Source organism: Pseudomonas sp. TR47 (assembly GCF_044143025.1).
GTDB lineage: Bacteria > Pseudomonadota > Gammaproteobacteria > Pseudomonadales > Pseudomonadaceae > Aquipseudomonas > Aquipseudomonas putida_E.
The window spans coordinates 105,079-120,335 of record NZ_JBHFCS010000008.1 but is presented as its reverse complement, the minus strand read 5'-3'; the positions used below and the strand labels follow the sequence as shown (position 1 = coordinate 120,335).

General features: G+C 65.0%; 12 protein-coding genes. 2 read left to right on the top strand and 10 right to left on the bottom strand.

Annotated features, from left to right (window positions below; all coding sequences use genetic code 11):
* Positions 1-6: 6 nt before the first annotated feature.
* Genes ACEWE8_RS11305 through ACEWE8_RS11295 form a run of 3 tightly spaced genes read right to left on the bottom strand, consistent with a single transcriptional unit; the run spans position 7 to position 5,479 of the window.
* Entirely contained in the window at positions 7-603 is a 597-nt protein-coding gene (locus tag ACEWE8_RS11305; protein ID WP_046786697.1) for a glutathione S-transferase, read from the bottom strand.
* Positions 600-4,244: an AAA family ATPase gene (locus ACEWE8_RS11300; RefSeq protein WP_046786508.1), complete on the bottom strand. Its 3,645-nt coding sequence runs from the start codon at positions 4,242-4,244 to the stop codon at positions 600-602. The genes ACEWE8_RS11305 and ACEWE8_RS11300 overlap by 4 nt, the downstream gene beginning before the upstream one ends.
* On the bottom strand, positions 4,241-5,479 hold the full coding sequence (locus ACEWE8_RS11295) for an exonuclease SbcCD subunit D C-terminal domain-containing protein (RefSeq protein ID WP_046786696.1): 1,239 nt from the start codon (positions 5,477-5,479) through the stop codon (positions 4,241-4,243). Before ACEWE8_RS11295 ends, ACEWE8_RS11300 begins: the two co-directional genes overlap by 4 nt.
* 308 nt (positions 5,480-5,787) lie before the next feature.
* Here ACEWE8_RS11295 and ACEWE8_RS11290 point away from each other — a divergent pair, with 308 nt between their 5' ends.
* Positions 5,788-6,219, top strand: coding sequence for a DUF2628 domain-containing protein (locus ACEWE8_RS11290; protein WP_046786507.1), 432 nt, complete (start codon positions 5,788-5,790; stop codon positions 6,217-6,219).
* An 85-nt stretch (positions 6,220-6,304) separates the two neighbouring features.
* On the opposite strand, the gene ACEWE8_RS11285 is transcribed toward ACEWE8_RS11290, so the two are convergent.
* From ACEWE8_RS11285 to ACEWE8_RS11260, 6 genes are read right to left on the bottom strand one after another with little or no spacing between them, the layout of a single operon-like run.
* Positions 6,305-7,930, bottom strand: a complete 1,626-nt coding sequence (locus ACEWE8_RS11285; RefSeq protein ID WP_046786506.1) for a BatD family protein — start codon at positions 7,928-7,930, stop codon at positions 6,305-6,307.
* Positions 7,927-9,645 (bottom strand): tetratricopeptide repeat protein, encoded by a 1,719-nt coding sequence (locus ACEWE8_RS11280; protein ID WP_046786505.1) that lies wholly within the window; start codon positions 9,643-9,645, stop codon positions 7,927-7,929. The genes ACEWE8_RS11285 and ACEWE8_RS11280 overlap by 4 nt, the downstream gene beginning before the upstream one ends.
* Positions 9,642-10,718, bottom strand: coding sequence for a VWA domain-containing protein (locus tag ACEWE8_RS11275; RefSeq protein ID WP_046786504.1), 1,077 nt, complete (start codon positions 10,716-10,718; stop codon positions 9,642-9,644). Before ACEWE8_RS11275 ends, ACEWE8_RS11280 begins: the two co-directional genes overlap by 4 nt.
* A complete protein-coding gene (locus ACEWE8_RS11270; protein WP_046786503.1) occupies positions 10,711-11,205 on the bottom strand; it encodes a DUF4381 domain-containing protein in 495 nt (164 codons plus the stop codon). Before ACEWE8_RS11270 ends, ACEWE8_RS11275 begins: the two co-directional genes overlap by 8 nt.
* On the bottom strand, positions 11,202-12,146 hold the full coding sequence (locus tag ACEWE8_RS11265; RefSeq protein WP_046786502.1) for a DUF58 domain-containing protein: 945 nt from the start codon (positions 12,144-12,146) through the stop codon (positions 11,202-11,204). Before ACEWE8_RS11265 ends, ACEWE8_RS11270 begins: the two co-directional genes overlap by 4 nt.
* 4 nt (positions 12,147-12,150) lie before the next feature.
* On the bottom strand, positions 12,151-13,110 hold the full coding sequence (locus ACEWE8_RS11260) for a MoxR family ATPase (RefSeq protein WP_012313500.1): 960 nt from the start codon (positions 13,108-13,110) through the stop codon (positions 12,151-12,153).
* A gap of 216 nt (positions 13,111-13,326) precedes the next feature.
* On the opposite strand from ACEWE8_RS11260, the gene ACEWE8_RS11255 reads away from it, so the two are divergent.
* Positions 13,327-14,637, top strand: coding sequence for a DUF2235 domain-containing protein (locus tag ACEWE8_RS11255; RefSeq protein ID WP_046786501.1), 1,311 nt, complete (start codon positions 13,327-13,329; stop codon positions 14,635-14,637).
* An 88-nt stretch (positions 14,638-14,725) separates the two neighbouring features.
* Here ACEWE8_RS11255 and ACEWE8_RS11250 read toward each other — a convergent pair whose 3' ends face one another.
* Positions 14,726-15,079 (bottom strand): hypothetical protein, encoded by a 354-nt coding sequence (locus tag ACEWE8_RS11250; RefSeq protein ID WP_046786500.1) that lies wholly within the window; start codon positions 15,077-15,079, stop codon positions 14,726-14,728.
* Positions 15,080-15,257: the final 178 nt, after the last annotated feature.

Sequence of the window (15,257 nt, the reverse complement as noted above, 5' to 3'; positions counted from 1 at the left end):
ATCGATTCAGGGGCGCGCCATCACTGCGTTGAATAGCTCAGACGCCAACCATCCCTCCAGCCAGCTGCGCACACGCGGATAGTCCGCCTCGGCGAACCACTGCGGTTCGACCCCGGCAAACTGGCGCATCAGGGGCAGCAGTGCGGCGTCGACCAGGCTTGGATGGTGGGCCAGCAGGTAGGGCCGGCCCTCTAGCAGGTGTTCAAGCGCCGCCAGCCAGGCCTCGGCCTGCTGACGGTAATGTTCGCGTGTGTGCTCGGGGTATCGCTCGGCATATTTGTACAGGTTGACCTGCGCCTTGAATTCGCTGTCGTTGCGGGCAATAAGTCGGTCAGCCTGTTGTGCGGCTGCAGGGTCAGCCTGCAGCCGCCAGTCCTGCGGGTCATTGCGCTCGAGCGCCCAGCGCATGATGTCCAGGCTTTCCTCCAGCACGCCTTCGCCGGTGTCGAGCACCGGCACCGTGCCCTTGGGTGACAAAGCCAGCAATTCGGCCGGCTTGTTCTTCATCGCCACTTCGCGGATGTGTACCTCGCACCCGGCATAGCGCAGTGCCAGGCGCGCACGCATGGCCCATGGGCAACGGCGAAACGAGTAAAGGATCACCCGCATACCTCGACATCACTCAGGCCGTTGCCCTGGCGCCGCACCTGGATCTGCACCGGAATGCGTTCGTGCATCTCTTGCACATGGGAGATCACCGCCACCTTGCGGCCCTGTGCCTGAAGGCCGTCGAGGGCGTCCATGGCCAACTGCAGCGACTCGGGGTCGAGGCTGCCGAACCCCTCGTCGATGAACAGCGACTCGATACGCAGGGTGCTCGACGCCATTGACGCCAGGCCCAGGGCCAGCGCCAGCGAGACCAGGAAGGTTTCACCGCCAGACAAGGAGTGCACCGAGCGCAGTTCGTCGCCCATCTCGGTGTCCAGCACCAGCAGCCCCAGGGCGCTGCCGCCACGTTTCAGGCGGTAGCGCCGCGCCAGTTGGCGCAACTGGGCGTTGGCATGGTGCAGCAGCAGGTCAAGGTTGTAGCCCTGGGCGATCTTGCGGAACACATCGCCGGAGGCCGAGCCGATCAGCGCATTCAGGCGTGCCCAGCGCTGCCACTGCTCGCGGGCCTGTTCGATTTCGGCGGCCAGGGCCTGGTGCGCCTGCTGGCGGCGTTGGTCATCGGCCTGTTGCGCGCGCAGTTCGGCGCACTGTTGTTCCTGAACGTTGAGGTGCTGCTGGAGCTCGGCCAGGGTCTGCTCCAGGTCGTCAGCGGGCAGCTCGCCCTGTGTCTGGGCGTTATGCTGCTCAAGCCGCTGTTCACGCTCCTGCAGCAGCACGCGAGCTTGTTCGATGGCTTTCTCAGCGTGCTGCAACTGCTGGCGCAGGGCCCCAAGTTGCGCATCGTCGATGGCCAGCAGGCGATCGAGGCCGCTGTCATCCAGCTCGGGGTGCTCGCTGCGCCACTGGGCGATCGCGCCCTGCAACTGCTGACACTCCTGCTCCAGTGCCTGCTGCCGTTGGGCGTTGGCATCAAGCTCGGCGGCCAGTTTCACGCCCTGGGTCCGCAGGTCCTGCAGGCGCTGCGCGGTGTCGGCATCGGCCGCACGGGCCTGCTCCAGTTGTGCCTCCAGGTGCTGTTGCCAGGCTTCTGCACTGGCATGTTCGCCTAGCAGTTCGGCGAGGTTGGCCTGCGCCTGCTGGCGCTGCTCGACAAGGCTGGCCAGTGTCTGCTGCAACTGCTGCTGCGCCTGCAGGCGTGTCTGCTGCTGGTCGCGCAGCTTGTCCAGCTGTACCTGGCGGGCTTGTTGCTCTTCCTGCTCGTCTTTGCGCTGCTCCAGCTGTTGCAAACGCTGGGCGATCTGCTGATCGAGGCCGAGGAAGGCATTGGCTGGGTCGTCGCTTAGGGCCTTCAGGACATCATCCGGCAGCACACTGGCCAGGTCATCCAGGCCTTGCTGCAACTGCTGTTCGTCGCTGGCCAGAGCCTGGTGTTGGTGGTCCAGGTGGCGCTGGGCCTGCTGTTGCGCTTCATGCGCCGCCTGCAATTGCTGGTTGAGGCGGGCAGCCTCTTTTTGCAAGGCGAGCAGGGCGCTCTGGCGTTTCTCGTCCTTGGCAATTTCATCGTCCAGGCGCTGCAGCTGGTTGGCCAGCCAGGCCGTGCGGGCTTTGTCGTCCTGGGGGGCGAGGGCAGGCCACAGGCTGTGAGCCTGCACCTGCGCAACCAATGGCTGCAATTGCTCGCTCAGTTGTACCTGTTGCTGCTGGTAGTCCTTGAGCTGGGCGTTGACCACGCCAAGCTGGGTGCGCAGTTCCACCAGCTTGCCATTGAGGGATTCGACCTGCTTCTGCGCCGCGTCCTCTTCGGCCTGGTCATGCCGGCCCAGGCTTTGCAGCAGCGCTTCAGGCTGGTGGAATGGGTGTTCGGCGCTGCCACACACCGGGCAGGGCTCGCCGTCGCGCAACTGGCCACGCAGCTCTTCGACGCTGGTGTTACGCGCCAGGCGCTGGCGCTCCAGCAGTTGGCGGGTGAGGGTGAGCGCCTGCTCGGCGGCCTCAAGCTCGGCCTTGGCTGCAGTCCCTTCGCCGATCAGTTGCTGGCGTTGTTGCATGGCCTGCTGCTGGCGCTCACGTATGGCCTCAAGTTGCTGGCGCAACTCCAGCTCGCGGCCATGCAGGCGCGACAGTGTTTCGACGGCACGCTGCTGTTTGCGATTGTCCTGGAGCATGCCGCCGAGCAGGTCGATCTGCTCGGCCAGCGCCTGTGGTTCGGCCTTGGCTTCGCGGAACAGCAGTTCGTAATGGTCGCGCTGCGCCTGCAACTGCACGTTGGCCTGGCTGGCCTGAGCCTGCAGGCCCGGCAGCTCTTCGCGGCCCTTGCTCAGTCGCCCGCCGATCAGCATCACTTGCTTGAGTTGGGGCAGGTAGGCCTGCCAGGCGTTTGCCAACCCGGCGAGGTGTTGGCTACCGGCCAGTGCCTCATCGATCTGTGCCAGCTGTTGCAGGCTGCGCTGCTGGTTTTCTTCCAGCTGCTGCAGTTGCTGCTGCCCTTCGGCGACGTGCTGGTCGGCCTGCTGGCTGGCCGTGCGTTGCGTTGTCAGCTCATTGTCCAGCCGTGCCAGGCTGTCCTGGCCGGCGAACGCCTGGCGCAGGCGCGGGGTGTTTTCGCTGTGCTGGGCCTGGCTGTCGGCGAGCGACTGGCGGGCCGCCAGCAGCGCCTGTTGCAGTTCGCCGGTGCGTGTCTGCAGCTCGCCTTGCTGCTGGTGTTGCGCTGCGATCTGCGCAGCCAAGGGCGCCAGTTGCGCGGTCAGTACTTGCTGGCGGTGGAACTGGTGGCGCTGCGGTGCCAGACGCTCCAGGCGTTGCAGGTCGAGGCGTTGCTCGGCCAGGGCTTGCCAGCCTTGCTCGGCAGCCTGCAAGGCCGCGCTGGCTTCGCTGTGCTGGGCTTGCAGTTGGCGCTGTTCGTTGAGCCAGTTGCGCTGTTGCTCCAATTGGCGCTGCCGCGCCTGGTGGTTCTTGAATTGTTGCTGCGCCTGCTCCAGGCGCTCGTCGAGTTCGGCGCGGGCCTCTGCGACCATCGGTAGCAGGTGGCTGGCACGGTCTTTCAGTGCGTTGTGCGCTTCGCCGGTTTCCCGCGCCTTGGTGAAGGCGCGCTGGCCGAGGCGGGTGTAGATGGCGGTGTTGGTAAGCTTTTCCAGCAGCTCGCTGCGTTCTCTGTCGTCGGCCTTGAGGAAGGCACTGAACTCGCTTTGGGCCAGCATCACCGCGCGGGTGAACTGCTCGAAGTTCAGGCCCAGGCGGGCTTCGATCAGCTGCTTGTATTCGTTCTTGCCGCTGCCCAGCACCTGCTCGCTGTCAAGGTCGTAGAGGCTCTGGCGGCTGAGCTGCAGCTTGCCGTTGGCTTTGTCGCGGGCGCGGTTGGCCTCCCAGCGTGCGCGGTAGCGGTGGCCGTCGATGCCGATGAAATCGACCTCGGCAAAGCCGCTGCCGGTACCGCGGCGCAGCAGGTTGCGCGGGTCGGATGTGGGGATGTCGCCATCGGCGTCCGGCACCTTGGCTTCGCGGCCGATGGCGTTAAGCCGCGGCACGGTGCCGAACAGGGCCAGGCACAGGGCGTCGAGCAGGGTGCTCTTGCCGGCACCGGTCGGCCCGGTGATGGCGAACAGCCCGGCACTGGCCAGGGGTTCGGCGGTGAAGTCGATGTCGACCGGGCCGGCCAGGGATGCCAGGTTCTTCAGGCGGATGGCGAGAATCTTCATGGCTGTTCCTCTTCCAGCTGAACGTCCTGCAGCAACAGGGCGAAGTCGGCCAGGGCCTGTTCGTCGACGGGGTTGCCATAGGCCTGTTCCCAGGCGCGGCTGAACAGGTCCTGCGGGGTCATCTGCGACAGTTCGACGAACTCAAGATCGCTTTCTTCGTCGTTACCACGGCCAGCATATTCGGCGCCGATGCGGATCAGCCGCACCGCTTTGCCTTCCAATGCGCTTTCGATTTGCTGGCGCAGGTCGGGCTGCGGCTCGTCCAAGAGCACACGCACTTCGAGCCAGGGCTGGCGGTTGGGGTCTTCGAGCAGGTCGATCACCGGCAGCTCGGCCAGTTGCTCCAGCAGCTCGCCCAACGGCGCAGGGCCGATGCGCTGCAGGGCCACGGCGCGCGGCACCGGGCGCGCTTCGACGCTGACCAGTTCAGTGCCCTCGAGCTCGACTTCCAGCACCTGGTGCGGGTAATTGATTTCAGCGAACGACAATGGGATCGGCGAGCCGCTGTAGCGGATGCGGGTTTCGCGGTTGACCTTCTGCGGCTTGTGCAGGTGGCCCAGGGCAACGTAGCTGATGGCCTTGTCGAACAGTTTGGCCGGAAGGGCCTCGGCGTTACCGATGATCAGGCTGCGCTCGGAGTCTTCAGACACAGCACCGCCGGCCATGTGCGCGTGGCTGATGGCGACCAGCGCCTGGTCCTTCTTGCGTTTTTTCTGCGCGGCCGCGATCAGTTGCTGGTGCACCTGGTTGATGCCCTGCAGGTAGTCGTCGCCCAACTGCGGGCCGGTGACCTCGGCCGGGCGCAGGAAGGGCAGGGCCAGGCACCAGGCCGCCACTTTGCCGCGGCTGTTGGTGAGCGGGATCAGCAGGCGTTCGGCATCCAGCTGGCCTTCGTCGAGCCAGTGCACACGGCCCAGCGCGTGGGTGCGCAGGCGGCGCATGAGCGCGGCGGGCAGCTCGATGCGCGAGCCGGAGTCATGGTTGCCGGCGATCATCACGATATCCAGCTTCGGCTGTTGCTCGTGGGCCTGGACGATGAAGTCGTAAAGCCGCTCCTGGGCTTTGACCGGTGGGTTGACCGTGTCGAAGATATCACCGGCGATCAGCAGCGCATCGGGCTGGCGCAAGCGCAGCTGGCCGAGCAGCCAGTCGAGGAAGCAGGCGTGTTCGAAGTCGCGTTCTTGGCCGTGCAGGCTTTGGCCCAGGTGCCAGTCGGAGGTGTGAAACAGACGCATGGATGACCTGTTGGATTGGGACATGAAGGCTTCGGCATCTGGCGTCATGACAGCGCCAAGGTAGCCCTCGAGGGAGGGTGTTATGGTAACTCAAGTGGCTTGGCGATTGTCTGGAGCCGGGCAGTGTTCGATGCGTTGAAAGGGAGGGCAGTGCGCTACAGGGACATTCCATTATGCGAACGGGTCGACATAGTGGCCATTTGCTCGCTTGTTGCCGGCCATCGCCGATGATCTAATCTTCGCCCCGGCCGCGGCGCTTGCGATGCTGCTGGTGTGGGCTACCGGAACCAATTTGAAAAGGAATTTTTATGCAAAGCACGCCACAAATCCAGGCCGATTACGCCAACCTCAAGCCTAAATGGCAGGAGCGTTTCGCTTTCTTCGATCAGCATGGCGGGCCACGTGAAACGAGTTACAAAGCTGCTTTTCGCGCCTTGCCGTTTCGCAAGAAATTGTTGATCAACAACAATTTCCTCGGATTCTTCTTTGGCCCGATCTACTGGTTCGTCCTGGGCATGTGGAAGAAGAACCTGGTCATGCTGGCCATCATTATGGGCATCGGGCTGCTTGAAGGTGTTTACGAGGCTGCCACGGGTAATGCGGTGCCTCGGGCGCTGGACCAGGGCATCAGTGTGGCCTTTGCCGTGCTGTATGGCATGTTGACCAATTATGCCTATTACCTGAAACAGACCAAAGGGGAGCAGGGCTGGAACCCGTTTCAGGGGCATCGGTTCATCTGATCGCTGCCGGTGATCAGCGGGGGAGGGGTCAGGATTGCATCCGGGCTGAGAGGGGCCTGTCTTTAGTGCTGCGCCCCTCTCCCAATCACTTCGGATAAAGCGGCGGCAAGCTCCCCGGCTCACCCGAAGGCAACAACACCTGTTCCGCCGGTGGAATCGTGCCAATCGCCCGCCACAAATCCTCCCCCTGCCAATACTGCCCACTCTCGCTGTAAAGCGCCCCGTTCAACCCATCCAGCGCATCCGACAGCGGCACGAACCGCGCCGCCATCTCCGCCAAGGTCTCCGGCTGCTGCCGCGCCCAGGCGTCGAGTGCCTGGCGGGTGGCCTGTGGGTCGTTGGCCTGGCAGGCGCGCTTGAGGTCGTCCAGCAGGGTGCGTGGGCTTGGGCCGGTCTGCGCGGCGCGCAGTACCGCTGGTTGCGAGCGGGCGCGCCACCACAGGGTAAAACCGAGCGCCGTGGTGAGGGCGAAAATCACGGTGCAGAGTTGCCAAGGCCAGAGCAGATGGCTGGCGCTGCCGGCATCGCCTACCGGGGTGTCGGCGCTCAGGGCAGGGTTGTCCTGCACGTTCAGGTTACGCGCCGGCAGGCTGCTGTGCTCCAGATGGTCCTCGCGGGTATTCCACCAGGTGACTTCCAGCGCCGGCAGGGCAAGTTCGCCGCTGTGGGTCGGCACCAGCGCTTCGCGTTCCTCGCGGTTGGCGGTCATGCCGCGCTCGCTGATTTCGTTGCGCAGCAGCGGTTGGTCCGGGTAGCGGCGCAGCCCGGCGATTTCTGTGGCGGGCAATTGCGGCAACTGGGTGCTGGACAGCCCTTCGGCGCGCAGCGTGATGCTGCGGGTCAGCGAATCGCCTATCTGGGTTTGCTGCCTGCCTGGGTCGGGGTTCCAGTGTTCCTCCAGGGTCAGGCTGCGGGCTGGCAACCACGGTTCGGCCGCGGGCCAGGCGGCGGGGATCGGGCGTACGGTCAGGCGCAGCGGCAGCGACCTGACCTGTACCTGGCGAGCGGTGCGTGCAGCGCCCTCAGGCTGCTGAGCGTTATCGGCGGCGGTGGCGGTGAACGTGAGCGGCGCGATTTCCAGGGTGCCGCTGTGCTGCGGATAGAGTGCGTAGCGTGTCTCGATCACCCCGTGGCGTACGCCGTTGATGTCCTTCTCATAGGTGCGTGAGTCACCCAGCGGCTCGACCTTGGCGTTTTCCAGCTGCAGCGGGCTCAGGCTGCTGTCATCGTACAGCGACACCGAATGGTAGATGCGCAGGGTCAGCACGGCCTGGGCCTGGACATAGACCTCGTTGCTGTCCAGCGTGGCTTCGACGAATATCTGGGACGCAGTGTCCGGGCGGCTGGCGTCGGCCTGCAGCACCTGCAGATCGATGGCCTGGCTGTGTGACTGGCCCAGTCGCAGCTCAGGAATACGCAGGCTGCCGCTACGCCTTGGCAGTAGGGTAATGATCCAGCGGGTGCTGGCGCGGGTCTCGCCGTCGAGGGTATGCAGGCTATTCAACTGGCGCGTGCCGCGCACTTCGAAGTCGCCGTCCAGGGCGCGCAGGTCGGGCTTGCCGAACTGGGTCACATCCTGGCTTTCTAGGGTCAGTTCCAAAGTTTCGCCGGCGCCCAGGCGAGTGCGATCGACGCTGGCCTGCAGGGTCGGCTCGGCCTGGGCCAGAAGGGCCCAGAAGAGGCTGAAGAGAAAGACGCCGAGGCGACTCATCGTGGGGTTTCCTGATGCAATTGCTGTTCATACCAGAATTTGCGGCGTAGCAGCTGCGCCGGGTTGTCGGGGATTTCCCGCAGCCATTGTTCCAGGGCCTGGCGTTGCTCGGCGTCCAGGCTGGTGGAAACCGGCCGCTTGGGCGGCTGGGTGATGCTGTCATCGTCGCCACCCTGGTTTCCGGGAGTGGCCTGGCTGTTGTTGCTGTCTTGGCCGGGCTGTTCGGCGTTGGCCGGTTCATCGTTGCCGGGCGTGCCCTGCGCCGGGCTGCTGGCCGAGCTGCTGTTGCCCTCGGTCTCGCTGCCGGGTGTGCCTTGGGCATCGTCTTTGGCCGGTTGTTCCTCGGCCTGTGCTTCGCGTTGCTGCAACAGCTGCTGGATCAGTGCCTGGTTATCCAGCGCCGGCTTGAAATCGGGCTGGCGCTCGAGGGCTTGCTCATAGGCATCCAGGGCGGCTTCCAACTCGCCGCTGCGGGCCAGGGCATTGCCTCGATTGTAGTGGGCCGCTGTCGTATTGCCTTGGGCAAAGGCCTTGGCGGCCGCGGCGTAGTCGCCGGCCTGGTACAGCGCCATGCCGCGCCATTGCGGGTCCTGGAAGTGCCGGGCGGCCTCCGCCGGGCGGTTCTGTTCAAGCAGGCGCTGGCCCTGCTGGTCGGGGCGCAACCACAGGTCATTGAACTCCAAGGCCTGGCTTGGCTGCGGCAGGGCCAGCAGCAGCGGCAGGCAGAACAGCCAGCCGCGCCGACCCGCGCAGGCGGCCAGCAGTAACAGGGGGATCAACAGCCAGTAGCCTTGGTCGGCCCAGCTGTCGAGTTGCACGTTCTGGCCGTCATTGCGCAGGATCCGCGGGTTGTCGTACAGGCCCAGGCCACGCAGGTCGAGGTCGTCGATGCGGGCATGACGGTAGCGTCCGCCGGTGCTGTTGATAAACGCCCTGAGGCCGCCGCTGTCCAGGCGCGGTACCAGAATGGCGCCTTGCTCGTCCTTGAGGAACTCGCCGTTGGCCTGGCGCACCGGAGCCCCGTCGCTGGTGCCGACTCCGAGCATCAACAGGCTCGGGCCCTGGCGGCCCAGGGCCTGGACGATGCCTTGGCGTTCCGGGCCGCTCAATGCCGAACCGATCAGCAACAGGCGGCCTTGGCCCAGGCCGCTCTGCGCCAGCAGGGCCAGGCCTTTTTGCACGGCCAGGTCGGCGCGTTGGCCGGGCTGCGGCATGATCGAAGGGTCGATGGCCTCGAGCAGGTTGCGCGTGGTGCTCAGGTCGTCGGACAGCGGCACCAAGGTGTGTGCGCTGCCTGCGTAGACGATCAGGGCGGTCTGGCTGTCGCGGCGGTGTTCGAGCAGGTCCAGGACCTTGCGCCGAGCCTGCTGCAGCCGGTTGGGCGGGGTGTCCTCGGCAAGCATCTGCGGCGTCAGTTCGAGCAGGATCACCAGCGGGTCGGCCGGGCGTTGGCGGGATTCCTCCACACGCTGCCAGCTCGGCCCGAGCAGCGCCAGAACGACCAGCAACCAGGCAAGGCCGAGGGCCACCCAGGGCAGTTTGCTGTTGCTGCCACTGCCGCCACCGAGCAGCACCGGGTGAAATGCCTTGGGCAGGATCATCTGCCAGCGCCCGGCGCGCTTGCGCCGGTGCCACAGCTTGAACAGCAGCCAGGCGAGCAGCGGCACTACCAGCAGCCAGAGGGGGCGCAACCATTGCGGCCACAGATCGATCATCGCCGCTTCCTCAAGCGCAGCCGTTTAAGGCGCTCACGCCATTGCGGGTGGGGCTGCAGGAAGCGCGGTTTGCGCAGGCCCCGTTGCAGCAGGTTGTTTGGCCATTGCACCGCCGCCACCAGCAGCACGCTGAGCAGTAAGGCCAGGGCCAATGGCCAGGCATACAGGGCCTTGGCCGTGCGCGCCTGGGTCGGCTGCTGGGCGACGGGTTCTAGCTGATCCAGGGTATCGCCGATGGCGTCCAGTTCGGCACCGTCGTGGGCGCGGAAGTACGCGCCGCGGGTCAGCTCGGCGATTTCCTTGAGCGAGGCTTCGTCCAGGTCCAGGCTTGGGTTGAGCCCGAGCAGGCCAGGTGTACCGCTGGCCTCGGGGTTGGCGCCGATGCCGATGGTGTAGATGCGCACGCCTTCCTGGGCGGCCAGGCGGGCGGCGGTCAATGGGTGGATCTGCCCGCCATTGTTGGCGCCGTCGGTAATCAGCACCAGCACGCGGCTTTGTGCAGGGCGCTGGCGCAGGCGTTTGACCGCAAGGCCAATGGCGTCACCGATGGCGGTGTTTTTGCCAGCTATGCCGATTTGCGCTTCGTCGAGGAAGGTACGCACAGTGCGCCGGTCAAAGGTCAGCGGTGCCTGCAGGTAGGCCTGGCTGCCAAACAGAATCAGGCCGACGCGGTCGCCTTCGCGGTCCTGCAGGAAGTCGCCCATCAATGCCTTGACCAGGTCGAGGCGGCTGACTTCGTCGTCCTTCCACTGCATGTCGGGGAAGTCCATGGAGCCGGACACATCCACTGCAACCATCAGGTCACGGCCACTGGCGGCCACCGGTAACGGGTCGCCCAGCCATTGCGGGCGGGCAGCGGCGAGCAACAGCAGCAGCCAGATCACCACGAACGGCGCCTGCTGGCGCCAGGTTGGCAGGTTCAGGCGCGCACGCCGGCCGGCCAGGCCTTCCAGCTCGTGGAGAAAGCCCACCTTGAGCACCGGCTCGCCGCTGTCAGCGGCGGGCAGCACCAGGCGCGCCAGCCACGGCAGCGGCAGCAGCACGAAGATCCACGGCCAGGCCAGTTCAAACATGTTTGCGAATCCAGGTTTCGACGGCCTGGCTGAGCCCGACGATGGCCTTGTCGTCGAGCTTGCACTCGGGCTTGTACGCGCCCTCGACCAATACCATCCAGCGGGTCAGGCCGGCGGCCGGGCAGCGGTTGTCGAGGAACGCCAGCCACTGGCGGCCGTTGAGCGTATGGCTGTTGGCCCCGGGGTAATGGTTGCGGCACAGGCGTTTGAGCAAGGCGTTGATCTGCTGCAACCAGGCCCCGGCCGGCGCGCCGTCGTAGGGGCGGGGTAGGCGGGCAAGTTCGGCCAGCGCCTCTAGGCGCACCGGGTCGAGCGGCTGTTCGGCACGCACCACCCGGCGCTTGCCCGGGCGCCAGCGCCGCAGCCGCCAAAGGCCCCAGGCCAGCAGTGGCAGCAAGGCGAGCAGCAGCCACCAGCCTGGTGCCGGTGGCCACAGGCCAATCGCCGAGGGTGCGATCAGCGGCTGCAGCTGATCCAGCGGATTCATTTACTGCTCCCTGGGCGCTGGGCATTGAGGTATTCGCGCAACTGTTCGATCATTTCGCTTTGGGTGCTCAGTGGCATCAGCACCACGCGCAGCTTTTGCGCCATCAAGTCCCAGCGTTCGATACGCGCTTCGGCCTGCTGACGGTAGGCCTGGCGCAGGTTGGTGTCCAGCGTGTCTAGCTCCAGCTGCGCACCGCGCTGGGAAAAACGCAGCAGGCCAGCAGCAGGCAAGGCATGGTCGAGCGGGTCGGAGACCGGCATCAGCAGCAGGTCGCAATGGCGCGAGAGCATCGCCAGGTGCTGTTCAGCCTGGGCGCTGAGCGAGCGCTCGTCGCAAATGACGATGGCCAGGCTGCCTGGGCGCAGTACTTCACGTGCGCGGCGCAAAGCCAGGCCCAGGCTGTCAGCGTGGGGCGCGGCTTCGGTGTGCAGCGCCTGGTTGACCTTCGCCATACGGTTGAGCAACTGCAGCAGGCTTTGCTTGCTGCGCCGCGGCTTGATTTCGTGGTGCTCATCATCGCCGAACACCAACCCGCCGATACGGTCGTTGTGGCCCAGCGCAGCCCAACCGAACAGCGCCGCAGCCTGGGCCGCGAGCACTGACTTGAACATCAGCCCCGAGCCGAAGAACAGTCGCTGGCTTTGCTCGACGAGGATGAAGATCGGCCGCTCGCGTTCTTCATGGAACAGCTTGGTATGCGGCTCTTGGGTGCGTGCGGTGACCCGCCAGTCGATGTTGCGTACGTCGTCACCGGCCTGGTAGACGCGCACCTGGTCGAAGTCCACGCCGCGCCCGCGCAGTTTTGAGTGGTGCAGACCGACCAGCGGGCTGCGCTGGCCAGGCCGGGAGAACAACTGGATCTCGCGCACCCGGTGGCGCATGTCGATGAGCTCGGCGAGGCCGATGCGGATGCCGGGTTCGGCCTGCTGAGCGGTGGGCATCGGCTCAGGCAACGGCGACGACGTCAAGGATGCGCTGGACCACGCGGTCCTGGTCGATCCCTGCCGCTTCGGCTTCGAAGGAGAGGATGATGCGGTGGCGCAGCACGTCGAACAGCACGGCCTGGATGTCCTCGGGGCTGACGAAGTCGCGCCCGGCCAGCCAGGCATGCGCCCGCGCACAACGATCCAGGGCGATGGAGCCGCGTGGGCTGGCGCCATAGGCGATCCAGTCGGCCAGCTCGGTATCGAACTTGGCCGGTGTGCGCGTGGCCATGACCAGTTGCACCAGGTATTCCTCCACCGCGTCGGCCATGTACAGGCCAAGGATTTCCTTGCGTGCGGCAAAGATGGCCTGCTGGCTGACCCGCCGTTCAGGCTTGACTTCGCCACCCAGCGCTTCACCGCGGGCCTGGGCAAGAATGCGCCGCTCCACCGCCGCATCGGGGAAGCCGATCTTCACGTGCATCAGGAACCGGTCGAGCTGGGCCTCCGGCAGCGGGTAGGTGCCTTCCTGTTCGATCGGGTTCTGCGTGGCCATGACCAGAAACAGCGGTGACAGGTCATAGGTACTGCGCCCGACACTGACCTGGCGTTCGGCCATTGCCTCGAGTAACGCCGACTGCACCTTGGCCGGTGCCCGGTTGATTTCGTCGGCCAGCACCAGGTTGTGGAAGATCGGCCCCTGCTGGAATACGAAGCTGCCGGTTTCCGGGCGGTAGATTTCTGTGCCGGTGATGTCGGCCGGGAGCAGATCAGGGGTGAACTGGATGCGATGGAACTGCGCTTCGACACCTTCGGCCAGCTCTTTGATGGCCTTGGTCTTGGCCAGGCCCGGGGCGCCCTCGACCAGCATGTGGCCGTCGGCCAGCAGCACGATCAACAGCCGCTCGACCAGTTTTTCCTGGCCTAGGATCTGGGAGGAAAGAAAGGTGCGTAGCGCGATCAGCGCTTCACGGTGTTCCATCGGCGGCGGTTCCTGGGATTGGGCCAGGGCGGGAGCGGAGCGCGACCGACCTGGCAGGGGTGGATACTTTAATCTATCCGGGGGGTGGCGACCAAATACGCCCCGGTTTTTTATGCGCATTGAAGCGGTGGAATATCCGCGTGCGTTTCAGGTGTTCTCCGATTTCCGGTGGCGCAGATCTGTCGCTTGCTTGTGCCCTTCGAATCATGAAGGAGCATGATGATGAGCAAGCACTCCGGTATACCTGCCCCGGTAACCCTGCGGGTGGGCATTTTTTTCGACGGCACCGGCAACAATCAGGGCAACGCTGCACCCTTGGTCTCCACCAGCCACGGTTGCGCAGGGGGTAGTTATGCCAATGCCCGCAGCAACATTGCCTTGCTGCACGCGCTTTATCCCTTCGGGCCGGTGCAAGGGCAGGTCCATTTCAGCGTTTATGTGGAAGGTATCGGTACAACGCACGGTGCGCCTGACTCATCCTTCGCCCAGGCGACTGGTCGCGGAAGCGCGGGGGTGGAGGCCCGGGTAGAGCAGGCACTGGCGGAGGTTGGCAGGCAACTGCGCGATTATCGGGCCGAGCATCCTCAGGTTGTACCCGGGTGCATCGAATTCGACCTGTTCGGTTTCAGTCGCGGTGCTGCGGCGGCCAGGCACCTGGCCAACCGGCTGGGCAAGGATGAGGTGGGCTTGCCGGCCGAGCTGCACGGGCTCCGGGCGATCAACTTCATGGGTCTGTTCGATACGGTGGCGGCCATCGTTGCACCTTTGCAAGGCAGCTTCGACCCTGCCAGCGATCACTACGGCGGTTTGCGTCTCGGGCTGGACACGCTTATCGCCCGGCAAGTGGTGCAACTGGTGGCAGGTGATGAACGGCGCCACAACTTCCCGCTGGTGCGCAGCGACAACGACATTGTCGTGCCGGGTGTGCACTCGAATATCGGTGGCGGTTATCGGGAGCGCATGCGTGAGCAGGTTCTTTTGTGCAAACCGCAGTCGAGCCGGGTCGCGCGGACGACGCCGGCCGAATGCACAAGCGCCCATGCGGCGGTCAATGGGCTGCTGACCTCGACTTTTGCCGGCCTGATCGATCCGCGGCCAACGCTGCTCAGCTGGGAGGTGCCGATCGAAGGCAGCCGAGCCAGGCGTGATGACCCGGAAAAGCAGGTGTATGCCGCTGTGTACCGAGAACGTGAAGTCAGTGGCCATCTGTCACGTGTCTACCTCAGCATCATGCGTGAACTGGCCGTGCGCGGTGGCGTACCGTTCGCTCCCTTGGGCAGTGACGATGCGCATCACCTGCCGGCAGAGTTGCTGCCTGTCAGCCGCAAACTGCATGAGTTTGCCCTCGGGCAATGTGCGCAACTGCGCCTGACGCCCCAGGAACGAGCGTTGCTGCAGGCAAAGTATGTGCACACATCGGCGCATTGGAACGCAGTGAAAGGGCTGGATAACAGTGCGCTGGACGCGTTTTACATCGACCGGCCGGGCAAGGCGGGCAGGGTGCTGCACAAGAACCCGGTAGATTGAAGCAGGTACCGGCCTTGCCATGGGCTGAAGATATCAAGGGCGCTTCGATGCGCCGACACGCGCCGGGGGCCGACGCGCACATTGGCTATCAAAGCTCGCTGACGAAGGTCCCTGTCCCCTCCAGAATGTTGCGCAAGGTCAGTTCGACCTCTTCCAGGTCAGTCCCTGCCGATGTCAGCACGATCTCCAGCGTTTCGTCACCTTTCAACGCATCTCGATCCCCGGCCGCCACTTCGATCAGCAGGCGCTTTGCGCTCAGGGTCACCTTCAGGCCATCGAGCGTCGACGGTTCATCGTCCAGGGTCAGGTCCACGGTGTCCTCATCCGGGTAGCGGGTGAGCAGGAACATCTGCCCCTTGTCGCTGTGGCAGCACAAGGTCGCCATGTTGTCTTCCTCGTCATCGCAAGGGGTGGCGAACAGCAGGGCGGTGTTGATTCGCATGAAGGCGGCTCGGGTCAATGGAAACGAAAGTGAATTCTGACAGCCTTGGGGGCATCGATAAACGTAAAGTTTCCCCCCCTTGACCGAAATTGTCGCAGCGCTGCAAGCGGTAATGACCGATCAGTCGTTAAGCTTCCGCGAGCCCTGAACATTACCGTCCGGCTTGCCACGGGTTGGC